At 36.5% G+C, this 17341-nt stretch carries 15 protein-coding genes; all 15 read right to left on the bottom strand.

All coding sequences use genetic code 11. From position 1 onward, the window contains the following. Positions 1-430 precede the first annotated feature (430 nt). Entirely contained in the window at positions 431-1918 is a 1488-nt protein-coding gene (lysS, locus tag D2K62_RS13110; protein ID WP_112179212.1) for a lysine--tRNA ligase, read from the bottom strand. A gap of 402 nt (positions 1919-2320) precedes the next feature. Then, positions 2321-2548, bottom strand: coding sequence for a helix-turn-helix domain-containing protein (locus D2K62_RS13115; RefSeq protein ID WP_112179210.1), 228 nt, complete (start codon positions 2546-2548; stop codon positions 2321-2323). Further along, positions 2518-3030 (bottom strand): 2-amino-4-hydroxy-6-hydroxymethyldihydropteridine diphosphokinase, encoded by a 513-nt coding sequence (gene folK, locus D2K62_RS13120; RefSeq protein ID WP_112179209.1) that lies wholly within the window; start codon positions 3028-3030, stop codon positions 2518-2520. Before folK ends, D2K62_RS13115 begins: the two co-directional genes overlap by 31 nt. Further along, entirely contained in the window at positions 3027-3392 is a 366-nt protein-coding gene (folB, locus tag D2K62_RS13125) for a dihydroneopterin aldolase (protein WP_112179208.1), read from the bottom strand. Before folB ends, folK begins: the two co-directional genes overlap by 4 nt. Beyond that, complete coding sequence (gene folP, locus D2K62_RS13130; RefSeq protein ID WP_232828019.1) at positions 3385-4221, bottom strand: dihydropteroate synthase; 837 nt, start codon at positions 4219-4221, stop codon at positions 3385-3387. The genes folB and folP overlap by 8 nt, the downstream gene beginning before the upstream one ends. Before the next feature lie 204 nt (positions 4222-4425). Continuing rightward, positions 4426-5352, bottom strand: a complete 927-nt coding sequence (gene cysK / locus D2K62_RS13135; protein WP_112179206.1) for a cysteine synthase A — start codon at positions 5350-5352, stop codon at positions 4426-4428. Between the two features lie 101 nt (positions 5353-5453). Beyond that, on the bottom strand, positions 5454-6353 hold the full coding sequence (locus D2K62_RS13140; RefSeq protein ID WP_112179205.1) for a peptidylprolyl isomerase: 900 nt from the start codon (positions 6351-6353) through the stop codon (positions 5454-5456). Positions 6354-6364: 11 nt separating this feature from the next. Further along, positions 6365-7234 (bottom strand): Hsp33 family molecular chaperone HslO, encoded by an 870-nt coding sequence (gene hslO / locus D2K62_RS13145; RefSeq protein WP_117161596.1) that lies wholly within the window; start codon positions 7232-7234, stop codon positions 6365-6367. Positions 7235-7268: 34 nt separating this feature from the next. Beyond that, the gene (locus tag D2K62_RS13150; protein ID WP_112179201.1) at positions 7269-8048 is read right to left on the bottom strand and encodes a type III pantothenate kinase; all 780 of its coding nucleotides are present in this window, start codon (positions 8046-8048) and stop codon (positions 7269-7271) included. A 699-nt stretch (positions 8049-8747) separates the two neighbouring features. Beyond that, positions 8748-10760 carry an ATP-dependent zinc metalloprotease FtsH gene (ftsH, locus tag D2K62_RS13155; RefSeq protein WP_117149409.1) on the bottom strand — a complete coding sequence of 671 codons (2013 nt, stop codon included), beginning with the start codon at positions 10758-10760 and terminating at the stop codon, positions 8748-8750. A gap of 126 nt (positions 10761-10886) precedes the next feature. Then, on the bottom strand, positions 10887-11429 hold the full coding sequence (gene hpt, locus D2K62_RS13160) for a hypoxanthine phosphoribosyltransferase (protein WP_112179197.1): 543 nt from the start codon (positions 11427-11429) through the stop codon (positions 10887-10889). Between the two features lie 10 nt (positions 11430-11439). Next, positions 11440-12843, bottom strand: a complete 1404-nt coding sequence (tilS, locus tag D2K62_RS13165) for a tRNA lysidine(34) synthetase TilS (RefSeq protein WP_117149410.1) — start codon at positions 12841-12843, stop codon at positions 11440-11442. Between the two features lie 110 nt (positions 12844-12953). Continuing rightward, a complete protein-coding gene (locus tag D2K62_RS13170; RefSeq protein ID WP_117149411.1) occupies positions 12954-13922 on the bottom strand; it encodes a protein kinase domain-containing protein in 969 nt (322 codons plus the stop codon). Next, the gene (locus tag D2K62_RS13175) at positions 13891-14676 is read right to left on the bottom strand and encodes a vWA domain-containing protein (protein WP_255421368.1); all 786 of its coding nucleotides are present in this window, start codon (positions 14674-14676) and stop codon (positions 13891-13893) included. Before D2K62_RS13175 ends, D2K62_RS13170 begins: the two co-directional genes overlap by 32 nt. 52 nt (positions 14677-14728) lie before the next feature. Then, positions 14729-17176: a stage II sporulation protein E gene (gene spoIIE / locus D2K62_RS13180; RefSeq protein ID WP_112179189.1), complete on the bottom strand. Its 2448-nt coding sequence runs from the start codon at positions 17174-17176 to the stop codon at positions 14729-14731. Positions 17177-17341 lie beyond the last annotated feature (165 nt).

The raw sequence follows: 17341 nt of genomic DNA on the forward strand, positions 1-17341 counted from the left end.
AGCGTTCGTCCTGAGCCAAGATCAAACTCTCCATAAAATGCGAGCTTGCTGCTCAAATACTTAACTAGCTTGTTGTTTCTACTTACTTAACATACTGTGTGTTTCGTTCAGTTTTCAAAGATCAATTTATTTTGCTGTTGTTTTCGACAGCTTTTATATTATATAAAACTATTTGATTAAAGTCAAGAATTTTTTATAATAATTTTCGTTTGCTATTCTTCAGTCGAAAAGTAGCGACCTAATTAATATACCATTGTCCAGATATATTGTCAACAAATAATTTCTCTCCGCTGATTACGTTCTGTACAACAGCAATTAATATATCATTATTATGATTGAAATGCAATCCTATTATTATGATTGACTATAAAAATATTTAAAAACCTCGCAATTATGTGGCTGCAAGGTTTTTAAAAGTACTACTAGTTTATTATTCACCACGGTTTCGCATTTGAGGAAACAATAACACATCACGAATAGAAGGAGCGTTTGTTAAAAGCATTACTAAACGATCAATACCAATTCCTAATCCACCTGTTGGAGGCATGCCATACTCCAACGCTTCTAAGAAATCTTCATCCATTTCATGTGCTTCATCATTACCTTGCTCTTTTTCTTTCACTTGTGCTTCAAAACGTTCACGCTGATCGATTGGATCGTTTAACTCCGAAAATGCGTTTGCATGCTCGCGTCTAACAATAAATAATTCAAAACGATCTGTAAAACGTTCATCTTCTTTATTTTTCTTTGCAAGTGGCGATATCTCAACAGGATGTCCATAAACAAATGTTGGTTGGATTAACTCCTCTTCTACCCGTTGCTCAAAGAATTCATTAACAATGTGTCCATAAGTCATAGAATCTTTAATTCCAATGTTATGTTGTTTCGCTAATGCTTTAGCTTCTTCATCGGTCATCTGTTCCCAGAAGTCAACACCAGTATATTCTTTAATGGCATCAACCATATGAACCCTTTTCCATTGTGGTTCTAAATTCACTTCGTCTTCTCCATACATAATGGTAGTAGATCCATTTACCTCTTTTGCAATGTGGGATACCATTTCTTCCACTAATGCCATAACATCATGATAATCAGCGTAGGCTTCATATAATTCTAGCATAGTAAACTCTGGGTTGTGACGTGTTGATACTCCTTCATTACGAAATACACGGCCAATTTCATATACTTTTTCCATACCACCTACTACTAATCGTTTTAAGTGGAGCTCTATAGCAATACGCATGTACAATTGCATATCTAATGCATTATGATGTGTAATAAACGGTCGGGCAGAAGCTCCACCAGCAATCCCGTGCATCATCGGCGTTTCTACTTCAAGAAAACCCGCTCCATCTAAATACCGGCGCATTGATTGAATGATTTTACTACGCATAATGAATGTCTCTTTACTTTGCGGATTTGTAATAAGATCTAAATAACGCTGACGATAACGTTGTTCTACATCCTTTAGTCCATGAAATTTTTCCGGTAGTGGACGTAAAGATTTAGTTAGAACTTGAAATTTAGACGCTTTTACAGAAAGCTCTCCCACTTTTGTTTTAAAAACTGTTCCAGTTATTCCAACAATATCACCTAAATCCGCTGAGTTGAAAAGCTCATATGCCTCTTCTCCAATTTTATCTGTACGAATATATAATTGAATTTGTCCACTAAAGTCTTGGACATGAGAAAAACCAGCTTTCCCTTTCCCCCGCTTTGTCATAATTCTTCCTGCTATTGTTGTTTCAATCGCTTTTTCTTCAAGTTCTTCTTTTGTAAATTGATCATATGCTTCTATTAAGTCAGACGCTAAATGAGTACGCTCAAACTTATCCCCGAACGGATCAATTCCCTTTTCCCAGAATACTTCTAATTTATCGCGTCGCACCTGCATATGTTCATTCAATTCTTCTGACATCTACATTTCACTCCCGTTTACTCATTTAGTTTATTATGTATAAAGGAAATTACACCCTAAACCTTCTTTAATTAGTAATCTGCTTCTAATCATAACATATTAACAAAGAATTACACCTATAAAGGACTGCCAGTGTATACTGCGCAGTCCTTTATTTCAATATAAGTTAGTTGAAGACTATAAACTTACCGTTCGCTAACCTTACCATTTCCTAATAAGCCATTATAGATGTAACGCTTCTTTTTACATATCTCCATTATCACTAATCTTCATACATTTGTTCTTCATCAATCGCATACCAAATATTTGTAAGTTAGTAGGTTTCTCTCATCGTCCATATATAGCATTTCCTTCATTTTCTTATTTTATTGACAGTACTATACATCTATATTATCTCTTTATTTAAACTTGTTGTACTTGATCCTCAAGCTCAGGCTGCAATTCTTCTAATGATATTTCTAAAATTTGTGTTGCCTTAACCAAAAAATCATGTGGAGGATTTCGCATCCCTCGTTCAATTTCTCCCATGACAGATACAGAAACCCCAACTTTTTTTGCAAATTGAATTTGTGTATACCCTTTTAATTTACGAAATGCCTTTATTCTTCTTCCCCAGTGCATGGAATCCATTTGATTACGCCTCTTTTCTCTTCTGTTGGTAAGTCGTTTAAAATACGTGAGACATCTTTATTTATAGATTGGATATGAATATTAGGATTCACATCCTGTAACGGCACTAATACAAAAGCACGTTCGTGCATTCTGGGATGTGGAATAATTAATTTATCCGTCTTCATATTTTCTTTATTATACAATAAAATGTCAAGGTCTATTGTTCGGGGCCCCCACCTTATATCTCTATTACGACCAAGCTTTCCTTCAACAGCTTGGCATGAATCAAGTAAGTTAAAAGCGGATAGGCTCGTCTCAATTTCAATAACCATATTCAAGAAATTTGCTTGATCTGTATATCCAACAGGTACTGTTTCATAAACATCTGACTTATTTAAAACTACGACTTTCGCAATTTGTTCCAACTCTTTTATTGCTTTTTTTAGATAAGAATATCTCGGCTCTATATTTGATCCTAACGCGATATAAGCTACTTTCATTTTGTTTGTTCCCGATATATTTCCACAGCTACCGCTTGATAATGGCCTGGAATTGGTGGATCTGGTTTATCCACTTTCACACGGCATGCAGCTAATTGATCAAATGTCTGCAATAATCTTTCCGAAATATTTTCAGCAACAGCTTCAACAAGCCGATATGCCTTCCCTTCAACAATTTCTTTCGTAATTTGATAAACATGTCCATAATCAATTGAGTCCTCTATTTGATCAGACTTCCCCGCTTTTTGCAGATCAATTTCTAACTCAAGATCAACATAATACCGTTGGCCTAATTTATTCTCTTCTGCAAATACACCATGATATCCATAAAACGCTAACTTATGTAAATAAATTTTATCCATCTACTTTACCACCTTTTCCGATCATCGCATCCATCATTTTTGTCAGTTGAACAGTCATTTCAACATTATGCACACGGACAATATCAACACCTTTTGTTATACCAAAGCATGTAGTTGCACACGTTCCCACATCTCTTTGATCAGTAGGTAAATCTAATGTTTTTCCGATTATTGATTTTCGTGATGTTCCTAATAGTAACGGATAATCTAGTGTTAACAATTGCTCCAGATGTCTTATAACTTCCATATTTTGAACGGCATTTTTAGCAAAACCTATACCAGGATCCAAGATTATTTGTTCTTGTAACACACCTTTATTCAAGGCTATATTTATACTTTCTCTAAGATCATCTAATACATTTTCAATTAAAGATGTATACACGTGATCTGCACGATTATGCATTAAAATAATCGGAACTTTATGTGTAGCAGCAACCTCAGCTATTTCAGGCTCCCTTTTCGCACCCCATATATCATTGATAATGTCTGCCCCTGCAGAAATCGCTTGTTTTGCCGTTTCCGCTTTGAACGTATCAATTGAAATTGGCACAGATACTTGTTCTCTTATTTTTTTTATAATAGGAATAACACGCGCTATCTCCTCTTCTTCAGAAACCGGTTCGTGACCAGGTCTTGTAGACTCTCCACCTATATCTATAATATCCGCTCCCGCACGTTCCATCGCAATAGCATGTTGAACCGCACGATCACGTTGATCGTGCTTGCCTCCATCAGAGAAAGAGTCAGGTGTCACATTAAGGATTCCCATTACTACTGTCTTTTTATCTAAGTTAATATTACCATGCCTTGTTTTGATATTTCGATACAACTTGATCGCCCCTATTTTTACATCTATTGTACATCAAACAAACAAAACAATCAGCCGTTACACATGCAATTGTAAATTATTTATAACTTTTAATCTACTAGTAAATTGCATCTAATTGTTACAATCAAATATAAGTTTGCTCATAAAAAAAGTAGCCTCCATTGAAATGGGGCCACCTTTTTATATCACAATGCTAACAAATGCTTATTCTTCATCAAATTGATAAAGCGGTGTAGATAAATAGCGTTCTCCATTACTCGGAATAACAGCCAATACCTTTTTCCCTTTACCTAACTTCTTCGCCACTTGTTTTGCTGCATGGATAGCTGCACCTGAAGAAACACCACCTAACAATCCTTCTGTACGCGCCACTTCTCTTGCAGTTGCATAAGCATCTTCATTACTAACTGTAACAATTTCATCATATACTTCTGTATTTAGCACTTCTGGAACAAATCCAGCACCGATTCCCTGAATTTTATGAGGACCTGGTGTACCTCCCGATAGAATTGCAGAGCCTTCAGGTTCTACAGCTACTATGCTGATATCTTTATACTTTTCTTTCAACACTTTACCTGCACCTGTAATCGTACCACCAGTACCAATACCAGAGATAAATGCGTCTAGTTGATCACCCATTTGTTCAACAATTTCTTTACCTGTTGTGCGTTCATGTACAGCAGGATTCGCTGCATTATTAAATTGCTGTGGCATAAAGTAACCATTTACTTCTTGTAATTCCTCAGCCTTCTTAATGGCACCTTTCATACCGTCTGCACCTGGTGTTAGAACTAGTTCAGCACCATATGCACGTAATAAATTACGACGTTCCATGCTCATTGTATCCGGCATAACAAGTATTGCTTTATAGCCCTTAATTGCCGCGACCATTGCTAACCCAATTCCTGTATTACCACTTGTTGGTTCAACAATTGTCTTATCCGGTGTTAACTCTCCACTTTCTTCAGCCGCTTCGATCATCGCTAATGCAATACGATCTTTTACAGAGCTACCAGGATTCATGAATTCTAGCTTCACATAAATCTCTGCATCCCCTTGATTACCAGTACGATTTAATTTAACAATTGGTGTGTTACCGATTAATTCACTAATTGATTGTGCTATTTTCATTTTATCACTCCTAATCCCGAGTATTCTTATTCGTTTAATTACACTGTACGCCACATCACTTAGCTTTGTCAACTTATTTACAAGAATAAACAGAAAATTTTTTACTCATAAATCCATTCAATTTCTAACTCATTCCATAAACTTGCCGCTGAAGGGGACACTTCCATTTTTTCTAATGCTACTTCTCTTCGAAGATGATCCTTCAGCGCGTCATAACTTAAATCTATTTCTGCTAGTTCTCGATGTAAGTATAGGATTGCAACCCCACCATCGACTATAAATGGTTCACTATACGTATGCTCTTGCATGGACATCGCTTGGTCATAATAAGCACTAGGTAAAAAACTACTCGTTTCCGTATAGTAGCCTAAATAACCACCGTCATTACGCGTCTCTTCATCCACCGTATACTCACGCGCTAACGAAGTAAATGAAGCTCCAGCATCCAATTCATCGATTACTTTGTTCGCTGTGGTTTGATCTGAAACTACAATATGTGATAACTGTATAGTTTGAGAAAATTGGTATTGATCACGATATTGGTCGTAATAGGTTTGTAATTCTTGATCTGTTATTTCCATATCTTCTGTTATTAGTTCTTCCAAGTATAGTCTATTTCTAATACTCTCTGACCATTCCTCTTCTTTTTCTTCTACTTCTGCTTCGGACAGTATACCTTCCATCGTGAATAATAGTGATAATTCAAGCTCAACTACCTCTTCGTTTATCGAGATGTTTTTTTCCTCTGCCAATTGTCTAATTACCTTTTCATTTATTTCCTCTTCCAAGGCCTCCCGACCGTAGGCCTTCTCTAAATGATTGATCCACTCTCCATAGGTAATCTCATCTTGACCAATTGTAGCAACTGGTTCATTTTGATCAAAATCAACAGTAAATTCTTCGTCTTCATTATCATTTCGATCAATCATCCAGATAGCAATTGTTACAATATTAGTAACCAAAAGCAGAACAATCATCCCCAATAGTAACTTACGTGTCATGTGTTTTCTCCTTATGCTTGTTTTAATGCGTTTAAATCATCCACATCTAATTGGTACTGCTCATTGCAAAAATGACAAACAGCCTCTGCTCCACCGTCTTCTTCTATCATCTGGTCAATTTCCTGATTTCCTAAACTTTTTATCGCGTTTTTAATTCGATCTACCGAACAAGAACATGTAAATTGGACAGGCATTCTTTCATGTGTCTTCATGTTCTCTTCCCCTAATATAAGGGCTAAAATTTCTTCTGGCGTTCTTCCTTGTCGAATTAACGTTGAGATCGGATCAATTGTTGAAATTTTTGTTTCTATACCACCAATTGTTTCATCAGTTGCCCCTGGCATTACTTGAATAATAAAACCGCCCGCAGCTAAAATAGAGTGATCCGGATTAACCAATACCCCAGCTCCTACCGCAGATGGCACTTGTTCAGAGTTAGCAAAATAATAGGTGAAATCTTCCCCGATTTCGCCTGAAACAATCGGCACTTGGCCAGTAAAAAAGTCCTTTAAACCAAGATCTTTTACAACACTTATATTTCCTGACGTACCAACTGCACGTGCTACATCCAATTTACCTTTGTTATTTAAATCAAAATCAACATGGGGATTCGTAATATATCCTCGAACCTCTCCCTTTGAATTAGAATCGACAACGATAGGTCCTACAGGTCCGTCACCTTCAACCTTTACAGTCAACTTGTCTTCTCCCTTTAACATCGCTCCCATCATTGTAGAAATTGTAATTGTCCTACCAAGGGCAGCAGATGCAGTCGCCCATGTGTCATGGCGTTTTCTTGCTTCTTCTACAGTTTCTGTTGATTGAATAGCATACGCTCTTACTGTTCCTTGAAAAGCTGTTGCTTTAATTAAATAATCCATCTATATAAACTCCTTTATTCCAATGATTTTAACCTTATTCGGTATGATGATTCAATTTTTTATAGATAACATATAAACCTTTTAATGTTAATACAGGATCTACAATATCAACCATACTTGATTCTCCTGCAATTAATGTAGCCAATCCACCTGTAGCGACAACTTTAGTATCTTCAGAACTCACCTTCTTAAATCTTCTTACAACCTCATCAACCTGTCCCACATAACCAAAGTATACACCTGATTGCATTGCTTCAACAGTCGATAACCCAACAATCTCATTTGGATGTTTAATTTCAACTTTAGGTAATTTGGCCGCTTTTGAATACAGTGCCTCCAGTGAAATATTAATCCCAGGCGCGATGGCACCACCTACATATTCCTCATTTTCGTTCACATAGCAGTATGTCGTAGCTGTACCGAAATCAATAATAATCAAGGGCGCACCATAGGCTTCAATTGCTCCTACTGCGTTAACTATACGATCAGCTCCTAGTTCAGCTGGGTTAGGATATTTCATTTTCAAAAATAATTCAACTGCTTGATCACCAACAATTAAAGGTTTTTGATCAAAATACTTTTCAGCCATTCGGTCGAAGGCATACATAATAGGAGGAACGACAGAAGAAATAATAATACCGTTAACATTAGCAAATGTTAAACCTTCATGCTCAAATAACGATTTAATTAACATCGCAAATTCATCTTCTGTTTTTTCTCGATCCGTTTTAATTCTCCACTGGTATTTCAATTCGTCTTGGTCAAAAATCCCTAAAACAGTATTTGTGTTACCAACATCTAATACAAATATCATTACTCTTTCACCAACTCTACCATATTTATTTTTACCATCATATCATATTGTATTACACTTCGTTAATCTGGCGACTTTCTTAAAAAATTACAGTAAAAATGCTATCGATCTTAGACTTTACTTTTAACTCTATTCATACACCATATTTCAGAATGACTTTATTCACAAACATTGTTACTTTTCACTCTTCAGACTTGAGAGAAACTTAGTCGTAACATAACGCACTTTATAAAAAGTGCAATACAAAGTAATTTATATCCCGCTCCTCAAGCGAAATGGGCTCCCTTTCCGCAGGCACGACTTCAGCTAACTCGGAAGCAAAGAACGCCTCCGAGTGGATCTTCAGCCCGTGCTGTTCCTGCAGGAGTCTCGCCCATTTAGCTTGATCCACTAGGTTTTAGTCCGCTAAATAAAATGGCGTAAAAGACGCTATAATTGGTAATTAACGGCTAACTAAAGCATGAGTTATAAACAATAAAAAGTAATTTTATCACCTGTATAGAACATAGATACACTATCCAGCGAAGGGAGACCATTTGCTACCGTAGCGTGGTAGCAATCAGTAAATTATTTAAGTAGCCGATAGCAGTGTTACGACAGAGCCTTTGGTTATTTAGTCATAAACAACAGTCTTTTAAAAAAGATATTTAGATAAAAAAATGGTGTAATCAATTAATTGATTACACCAGTTGGCATATACTATTCTTTTTTATCTGGATCTGATTCTTCAGAAGTTTCGTCATCATTCGAATCAAACTCGGAAGAAATAGATGTATGATCTTCTTCTGATTTTGATTGAATGTTAACTTTTACATCTTTAGAATCTGAAGATTGTTTATCTTCTCCACTCGTATCCGTTTCATTTTGTTCAAAAACAACTGGATCCGGTAAGATACCATCTTCAAAAAGACCTTTAATTTGTCTTGCATCTAACGTTTCGATCTCTAATAATGTCTTCGCAACTAATTCTAATTTATCTTTGTTTTCCGTTAGAATTTCTTTTGCACGAGCATAACACTGATTAATAAAGCTTTGAACTTCTTTATCAATTTCATATGCTATTGCTTCACTGTAGTTAGATTCATTTTGCATGTCTCTTCCTAAGAATACTTGACCACCTGAGCTAGCAAATTGAACAGGACCTATTGCATCACTCATGCCGTACTCTGTTACCATCTTACGAGCAATATTCGTTGCACGTTCAAAGTCATTGTGAGCCCCCGTACTAACTTCACCGAATATTACTTCCTCAGCAACACGCCCACCAAGTAAACCAGTAATCTTATCTAATAGCTCTGGTTTCGTCATAAAGTAACGATCTTCCTTTGGTAGCATGACAGCATAGCCACCAGCTTGCCCACGAGGTACGATTGTAACTTTATGAACCATATCAGCATCGTCCAGCACCATTCCAATAATAGTGTGTCCACTTTCATGATATGCGACGATATTTTTTTCTTTTGGTGAGATAACTCTGCTCTTCTTCGCAGGTCCTGCAATAACACGATCAATTGCTTCATCAACGTCGACCATTTCGATCTTCGTTTTATTCGTACGTGCTGCTACTAACGCAGCTTCGTTAAGCAGGTTTTCTAAATCTGCACCTGAAAATCCAGGTGTACGCATCGCGATTGTTTTTAACTCCACATCGTCACCTAGTGGCTTATTACGCACATGTACTTTTAAGACATCTTCACGACCACGTAGGTCAGGACGATCAACTGTAATTTGACGGTCAAAACGGCCTGGACGTAGTAATGCAGGGTCTAAGATGTCAGGACGGTTTGTTGCGGCAATAATAATAATACCTTCATTTTCACCAAAACCATCCATTTCAACAAGTAACTGATTTAACGTTTGTTCACGTTCGTCATGACCGCCACCAACACCAGCGCCACGTTGACGACCAACTGCATCAATCTCATCAATAAAGATAATACCTGGTGCGTTCTTCTTCGCATTTTCAAACAAATCACGTACACGTGATGCACCAACACCGACAAACATTTCAACGAAGTCGGAACCACTAATAGAGAAGAATGGCACACCAGCTTCTCCGGCAACTGCTCTTGCTAATAACGTTTTACCTGTACCTGGAGGTCCTACTAATAAAACACCTTTAGGTATTTTTGCTCCAATAGCATCGAACTTACGAGGATCTTTTAAGAAATCTACTACCTCTACAAGCTCTTGCTTTTCTTCATCGGCACCAGCAACATCCTTAAATCGGACTTTCTTTTTCTCTTCACTGTACATCTTCGCTTTACTCTTACCAAAGTTCATGACTTTGTTTCCGCCACCCTGAGATTGGTTAAGAAGGAAGAAAAACAGGACAAATATGATAACAAACGGGATCATCGTAGTTAAGAACGTTACCCATCCGCTTGGTTGCTCTTCTTCTTGTACATCTATAATACCTTGCTCATTTGCTTTTTGATAAACATTCGCGACAATATCATTGTTATCCGGAACGTTTGTGACAAATGTAGTAGGTTCTTCATCCGTACCTACTAGCTCTCCTTCAATTCGCATAACACCATTTGAAGGTCGCATTTCCATACTTGCTATCGTACCATTATCAAGTGCTTGCATAAATTCACTTACATTATATTCTTCTTGTTGATTATTTTGTCCAGTGAAAACATTCATTACGGAAATCACCACTAAAAATATGACAAAATAAAAGATCACATTACGTACTATTCGATTCATTGCCTACCTCCTCCAAGTGAGAAAACTATAGTAAATAGTATCATATAAAAAAGGACGATTACAACTAATTGCATTTCCTTTTTTAAAGATATGCTACTTTTTGATCTGTCATGTTACATACTCTTCTTATTCTCCACCATATATGTGCGGTTTTAAAACACCGATATAAGGTAAATTACGATACTTTTCTTGATAATCTAATCCATATCCAACAACAAATTCATTTGGCACTTTAAAACCAACCACATCAGCAACAATGTCAACAGTACGGCCTGCAGGTTTATCTAGCATAGTAACAATCTTAATTGAATTTGCTTTACGATATTTAAATAAATCAACCAAATAGCTTAATGTAAGTCCACTATCAATAATATCTTCAATTATAAGCAAATCTCTACCTTCAACTTTTGTGTTTAAATCTTTTACAATTTTCACTTCACCTGAAGAACGCATTTCTCCACCATAGCTGGAAACATCCATAAAATCCATTTCTAAATATGTATCCATAGAGCGAAGAACATCCGACATAAATGGTAAAGCACCTTTTAATACCCCAATCGCTAGTGGAAATCGATCTTTATATTCTTCAGATAATTGCGCGCCAAGCTCTTTACATTTTTCCTCAATTTCTTGCTGTGATACTAATATTTTTTCGATGTCTTTGTGCATCCCGATCCTCCTAGATTTTTTCATTACTTCTATATTCAATTTGAATAAATTGACTCCCGCCAGAATATCCTTTGACCGCACCTTTTGTTAACCCAATTACCCACAGAACATTTCCTTGTTGATCAACTATTAACGGCCATGTATTCCTTTTATGTAGAGGGATTTTCTTATCAATGAAGATATCTTTTATCTTTTTTCGACCATCTAACCCCTTTACATACATGCGATCACCATCTTGTCGATATCGAACGGTTAGATGCACATCTTGCTCTATATCACTTATCGGAATGAATAGTCTATTCTTACCTTCTTGCACAGTGGGGGCCGTTACAAAAGAGGCTGAAACCACCGCTCCTGTCGGTAGATATACTTGACTAGGAACAGATAAATATGCAGAAAAACATGCTATCTCTTCTTCTCGAAAGTGAAAATACAGTGTTTGATACGATTTCGTTATCTGTAAATCTTTCGGCAAATCTATCGTTACATTTGCCCGTTCACTATGTATAAGATCAAAAAACTGTTCCTCATGACCAAAATGTAAACCATTCGGTAGTACATCATATAGATGACTTAATATTAGATGAAATATGCGCCTTTGTAAAGCAAACGGATGCTTTTTAAAAAGTTTAATTGAACATGTCACTTGCTTTTCTTCATTTGATAGTTGTACAATTTCATCCATCACTTTTTCCGCTTGTTCATTCATGTACGCATTATCCGCTCTAATCGACTCGCTTAATTTTCTGACAGAACGATGTAAATTAGGATTTTGTTTTTTCAATAAAGGTAACAAATGAATTCTGAAATAATTTCGAGTGTAGACATCTTCTTCATTTGAGGGGTCTCTTCTTGGTATAATCCCATTCTCCTGGCAATACGATTCAATCTCTTCCTTTGTCACGGATAATAATGGTCTCACAAGCTCGCCGTCAGCAAACGGACGTTTAACAGGGATTCCAGCTAAGGATGATGGATTAGCCGTCCGGGTAAGACGCATCAAGACTGTTTCGATCTGGTCATCACCATGATGTCCTAAAACCAAATAATCCGCTTTATGTTGATCCATTTGATCAGCAAAAAAACGATACCTCATGTTACGCGCTGCTTCTTGTGTACCTAGTTTATGCTCTTTTTTAAATGATGGGACATCTAACGCCGTGCGATAAAATGCTATGTTTTGTTCCGCACAAAAGGCCGAAACATAATCCACATCTACTTTTGATTCTTCTCCACGCAATCCATGGTCTACTGATACAACAATTAACTGAAAATCCCATGCTTTTTTAATTACATTTAAGTAATGAAGTAAAGCCATCGAATCTGGTCCACCTGATACACCAATCAACAACGTACTGTGTGGTTTGAATAATGCATAGCGTTTAATAAAGTTATCTACTTCTTGTTTAAACATTTTACCGATTCAACTTCTTTCATTAGCATGGTAAACAAGTCTATCCTAACATGTTCCCTACCACATAGGAAGTCTTTCGCTTAGGTTTTACAAAAGAATGACCATCTGACTTACGTACTTAGATAATAGATAACAAAAAACACAAAAGCCACCATTATAATTGCGAAACTTTCCAACCACGCACTCCATACTGTATTCACATGGTTTTTTGATGCAAGTTGTTTTTGGTTCATCATGGAAGTTGGATGATTAGTAGTTTTAGGTTTTGTTATCTTTAATAATTTCAGGCTTAAATCTTTTTCCATTTCAAGACTTGATATGTATTCTCCTTTCAGCGCCCTTTCTAAACATGTTTGATAGGGAGATAATTGTTTTGATTGTCTGATTTTTTCCTGCAATGTTTTAATTGGATACTGTCCACGATCAAATTGGTTTGGATAGGCATAGTGTAAAGCCATCATTGCTAATGCAAACAAATCATAGCTTGGCTCAGCTTTCCTAGATCCAACCTGCCAATAACCACGGTCATAGAATTCAGTATATTCCTTAATTGATCGACCAATTAGTGTCGTACCACCAACATCAATCCAGCGTAAGCGTGGTGGTGAAAAGGTAACAATGACGTTATCCAGCTTTAAATCTCCAAATACCCACCCTTGTTTATGGAGACGTTCCAAGTCTTTTAACAATTGCACAAACAAGATACCCAACCAGCCTTCTCCTCGTTCTCGCAAGAAAGCTGGTAAGTCTTTACCTTTTACATACTCCATTACATAGAATGTATAGCGCATTCCCGTTGGGTCCGTCCAATCATCAACATCGTATAAAGAAGGCCCAAGGTTTGACCCTTGGACCTTTGAAAGGTGCTTCAATACATTAACCTCTGTCGTAATGGAATTCGCCTTATCACTTATTTTTAGCGCGCCTTCTTTTCCGTCCTTCGTTTTGCACAAATATACTGAGCCTATAGCACCCTGCCCCAATTGTTTACTTATAACATAAACTTGTTTGTGCCACTTTCCCCTCATAACAGTTCCTGGCCTTAGATTAATTCCCTGTTTCTTCGATGTTTGATTCATCGTTTTGATTCATACTCCTTGTTAATCTTGATTTCCCAAACTGATACATCGCTTCTTTTAGTGCAGGGCCTGTAGGTGTAATACCCCCACTTGTTAATTTAGGGAAAACAGAAGAAATAGAATCTAGTTTATTTGACCAATCTGTAATTTTAGTTAATGGCTTTCTTTTGCCCGGAAATGATGAAATTGCAAATTTATTTTTTCCAATTCGAGCATTCATACTAATAGATAGATCAATTAATGCTTCTTTAACCGTTGGTAGTTTATTCTGCATACTAGCACTTGTATCAACTAAAACGAAAACTTCTATATTACACGTCTCGCCTAGCTCCTCTACCACTTCCATTACTTCTCCTCGTTGTTCCGGTGGTAGCGACTCGATGGTTTGATTTGGTCCTAATATTTGCTTTAACTCTTGATTTACAACACCTTGCAATGTTTGTGTCATTGCTTGCTTTGTCACCGTTTGAATTGTTTGAGAGAGTGCTTGTTGGTAAACAATCTGACTAACACCTTCTCCTGCTAACGCAATCTCTTCCACCTCTTCTAGCCCCATTGGATTCTCACTTTGATCATCTTCTAACACACCGATAACATTGACGGTTATACCTTGTTGTGCAATCAAAGCCGCTACCATAGAAGGGTCTTCGCCTTTATTCGAACATCCATCCGTGATCAATAATATTTGCTTTAATGTCCCTTTCTTCATCCCATCTTCCTCCTTTGCCTTTCTTCTATCGCTTTTACTTAGCATCATTGTCGACAAATTAAAGGGACTTTATACTATTAAGTTATCAAAAAGCTTGTTAATTTGCTTGCTTTTGATAAACCGGAATACTTGACCACCTAGGGTTGAATTTGGTTATTTTAGCTACTAAAACAGTCATATCATCTTCAATCACCCCTGCCGTCGTTCGAACAACTTCTTCTAATAATAGGTCGGCAATTTCTTGTGGATCATTTGTCTCCAATTCTTTTATTTTACGTTTTAACCATATATCTGGGTTTTCGATATGCTTTGGCCCCTCAAATACCCCATCACTGGTCATAATCAATATGTCTTCATCTTTTAATTGAAAATCCACAACATCTACGTCAAAGTCTTGGATAATACCAATTGGTAAATTACTAGCTTCTATCGTATGAACTTGTTCTCCTCGCTTAATAAAACTTGGAGTAGAACCAATTTTTAAAAATTGAACTCCTGCATGATGAAGGTCTATCATCGCTAAATCCAATGTCGAGTAGATCTCATCATTTGTTCGTAACGATAAGATGGAGTTTATCGACTTAATTGCGACTTGTTCATCAATACCAGAATGTAGTATCTGTTTTAATAGTTTTAATGTCTCCGTACTTTCTTCATGTGCACGTACACCATTTCCCATTCCATCACTAATAGCCAAAGCATGTTTACCAGAACTAAGTTCCATTGTTGAATAGCTATCACCAGAAATAAATCCTCCACCTATCGCAGCGTGTGCTAATCCAATATTGGTAGTATATTTTCTAGCGGATGTAAAGCTAAGATGACAGTAACCATTTGGTAAAGGGGAAATCTCTTCTTCTTTTATAACGATAGTTTCTTCTAAAATATCAGAAATAACAGGGGCAATTAGTTTTGGGCCCTCTCCATTATATTGATAAACAGAGAAATCAAGTTCAATATCTATATCACCTTTTTTTAAACTATAGATTTCTAATTTATCTATCTCTACTCCTAAATGTTTTAATGCAGCGATAATCTCTAATTCTTGTTGTTCATGATTTTCTTTTTCTTTCACTATTTCTTTTGCAAAATCGCCCATCACTTCAGCAACACCAAGTAATTGATCTGCTACAAAACGTCGACTTTCTCCAACTTGTTTTTTTAATTTTTGATTTGCCTCATAATAAGACAATTCTTCTTTCATTACTTCTACTACCTTTTGTGATTTCACACAATGGTTAGAAAACTTTGATTGCGTTATTTTATTTGGTGATTGTCCTTTTTCCAAGTCTTGTTTCAAGGCTGTCATATAATCATATGTTTCATCAAAATGTTGTCCCCAACACCAATCCTTCTTAAAACAACTTTGGCAAGTCTTCTCCGTCACATTACTTAAGTAGTAATCCAATTCTTTCTGATCATGATCATCTTCTATATCTTTCTCTGGTTGTCCTTCAAAGCTTTTTGATAACGCCTCAAAAACATCAGAGAACTGTTCGATTCGATTGGCAGTCACATCTCGTACTTTTTGGACATATTGCTGTTGTTCGATCGTGTGTTCATTTGTTCCTGGTATATATCTAGACATTTGTCTTATCCATTGATCAGGTGTACAGAAAAATAATAAAATAGCGATACTCGTCTCTAATAAAGAAGGAAACAGCGTCGCAATTCCACCGCCATAAATTCCGATTAATACTGTTCCGACAAATAAACCTAAACCAACCCCTAGCTTCTTTCCTTCCTTCAATAGACCTCCTAGTAGTCCCCCGAAAGCTAATAAACTCATTTGGTAAAGGCTACTAACACTTGCCAAACTTAGAATAAGACCCGTAACAACCCCTACCGTGGAACCTATCGCGGCACCACCAATATAAGCTAACCATAAGACAAGGTATCTTGAAGCAATCTGTTCTACATTGGCGCCTTGTAGTTCCCAACCAATCGTCCCAGTCAACACGGAAGCAAGTAAAATAATTAAAGAAATAATTTCTTCATTTTTCAGTGTAGGTTTATATCTTTTTGGTGATAAAAGCGGAATACTCTGCATAAATATCAATACAAGGACAGCACTTAATACTGCCTCAACAATTGCTAATGTCCATTCAAAAGAATTGAGCGTATCAAAAAGGGCATAGTGTGTAACCCGTGGTAATAAACTAGCAAAGAAAACAAGAAATGGTATAATCTTTTGTTGGTTCTTTACTTGCTTTACTATCGCTGCAAAGAAAACAAAGACAAACGAGGCTGTAGCTATAAATAAACCATGCTCAATACCTACTGTTGTAGCACCGATAATCATTACTATTATTAACGGCCTTACTTTCTCCTTACGAACAAACCAAACAGAGGCTAAATAAGCTAGAGCAAATGGCGACAATGATTCCAAGATAACTGCTCGTCCTAATAAAAAGGCAACAAAATATAATAATCCCCCTTGTTCAAATAGGAGATTCCGTTGTTTTTCCTTCCACCATTTTTTTAACTGATCCGCTTTATTCGTATGGATGGGTAATCCTTTTGTTCCTGTTATTGTATCCAACATACTTTCACTCCTCGTTTAGTATGCTGTTTATTAAAACACAATTCTTTTCATTTTTTTGTCAAAACAACAAGGGTCTCGTATGAAAATGTTCGACTTCATTCCGTACAGATAAGCTAGTTTCAACATAAAGTGAAAAGTTAGTCCCTATTTAACTATCACCTTAAA

The sequence above is a fragment of the Paraliobacillus sp. X-1268 genome, from assembly GCF_003426095.1.
Taxonomy (GTDB): domain Bacteria; phylum Bacillota; class Bacilli; order Bacillales; family Amphibacillaceae; genus Paraliobacillus_A; species Paraliobacillus_A zengyii.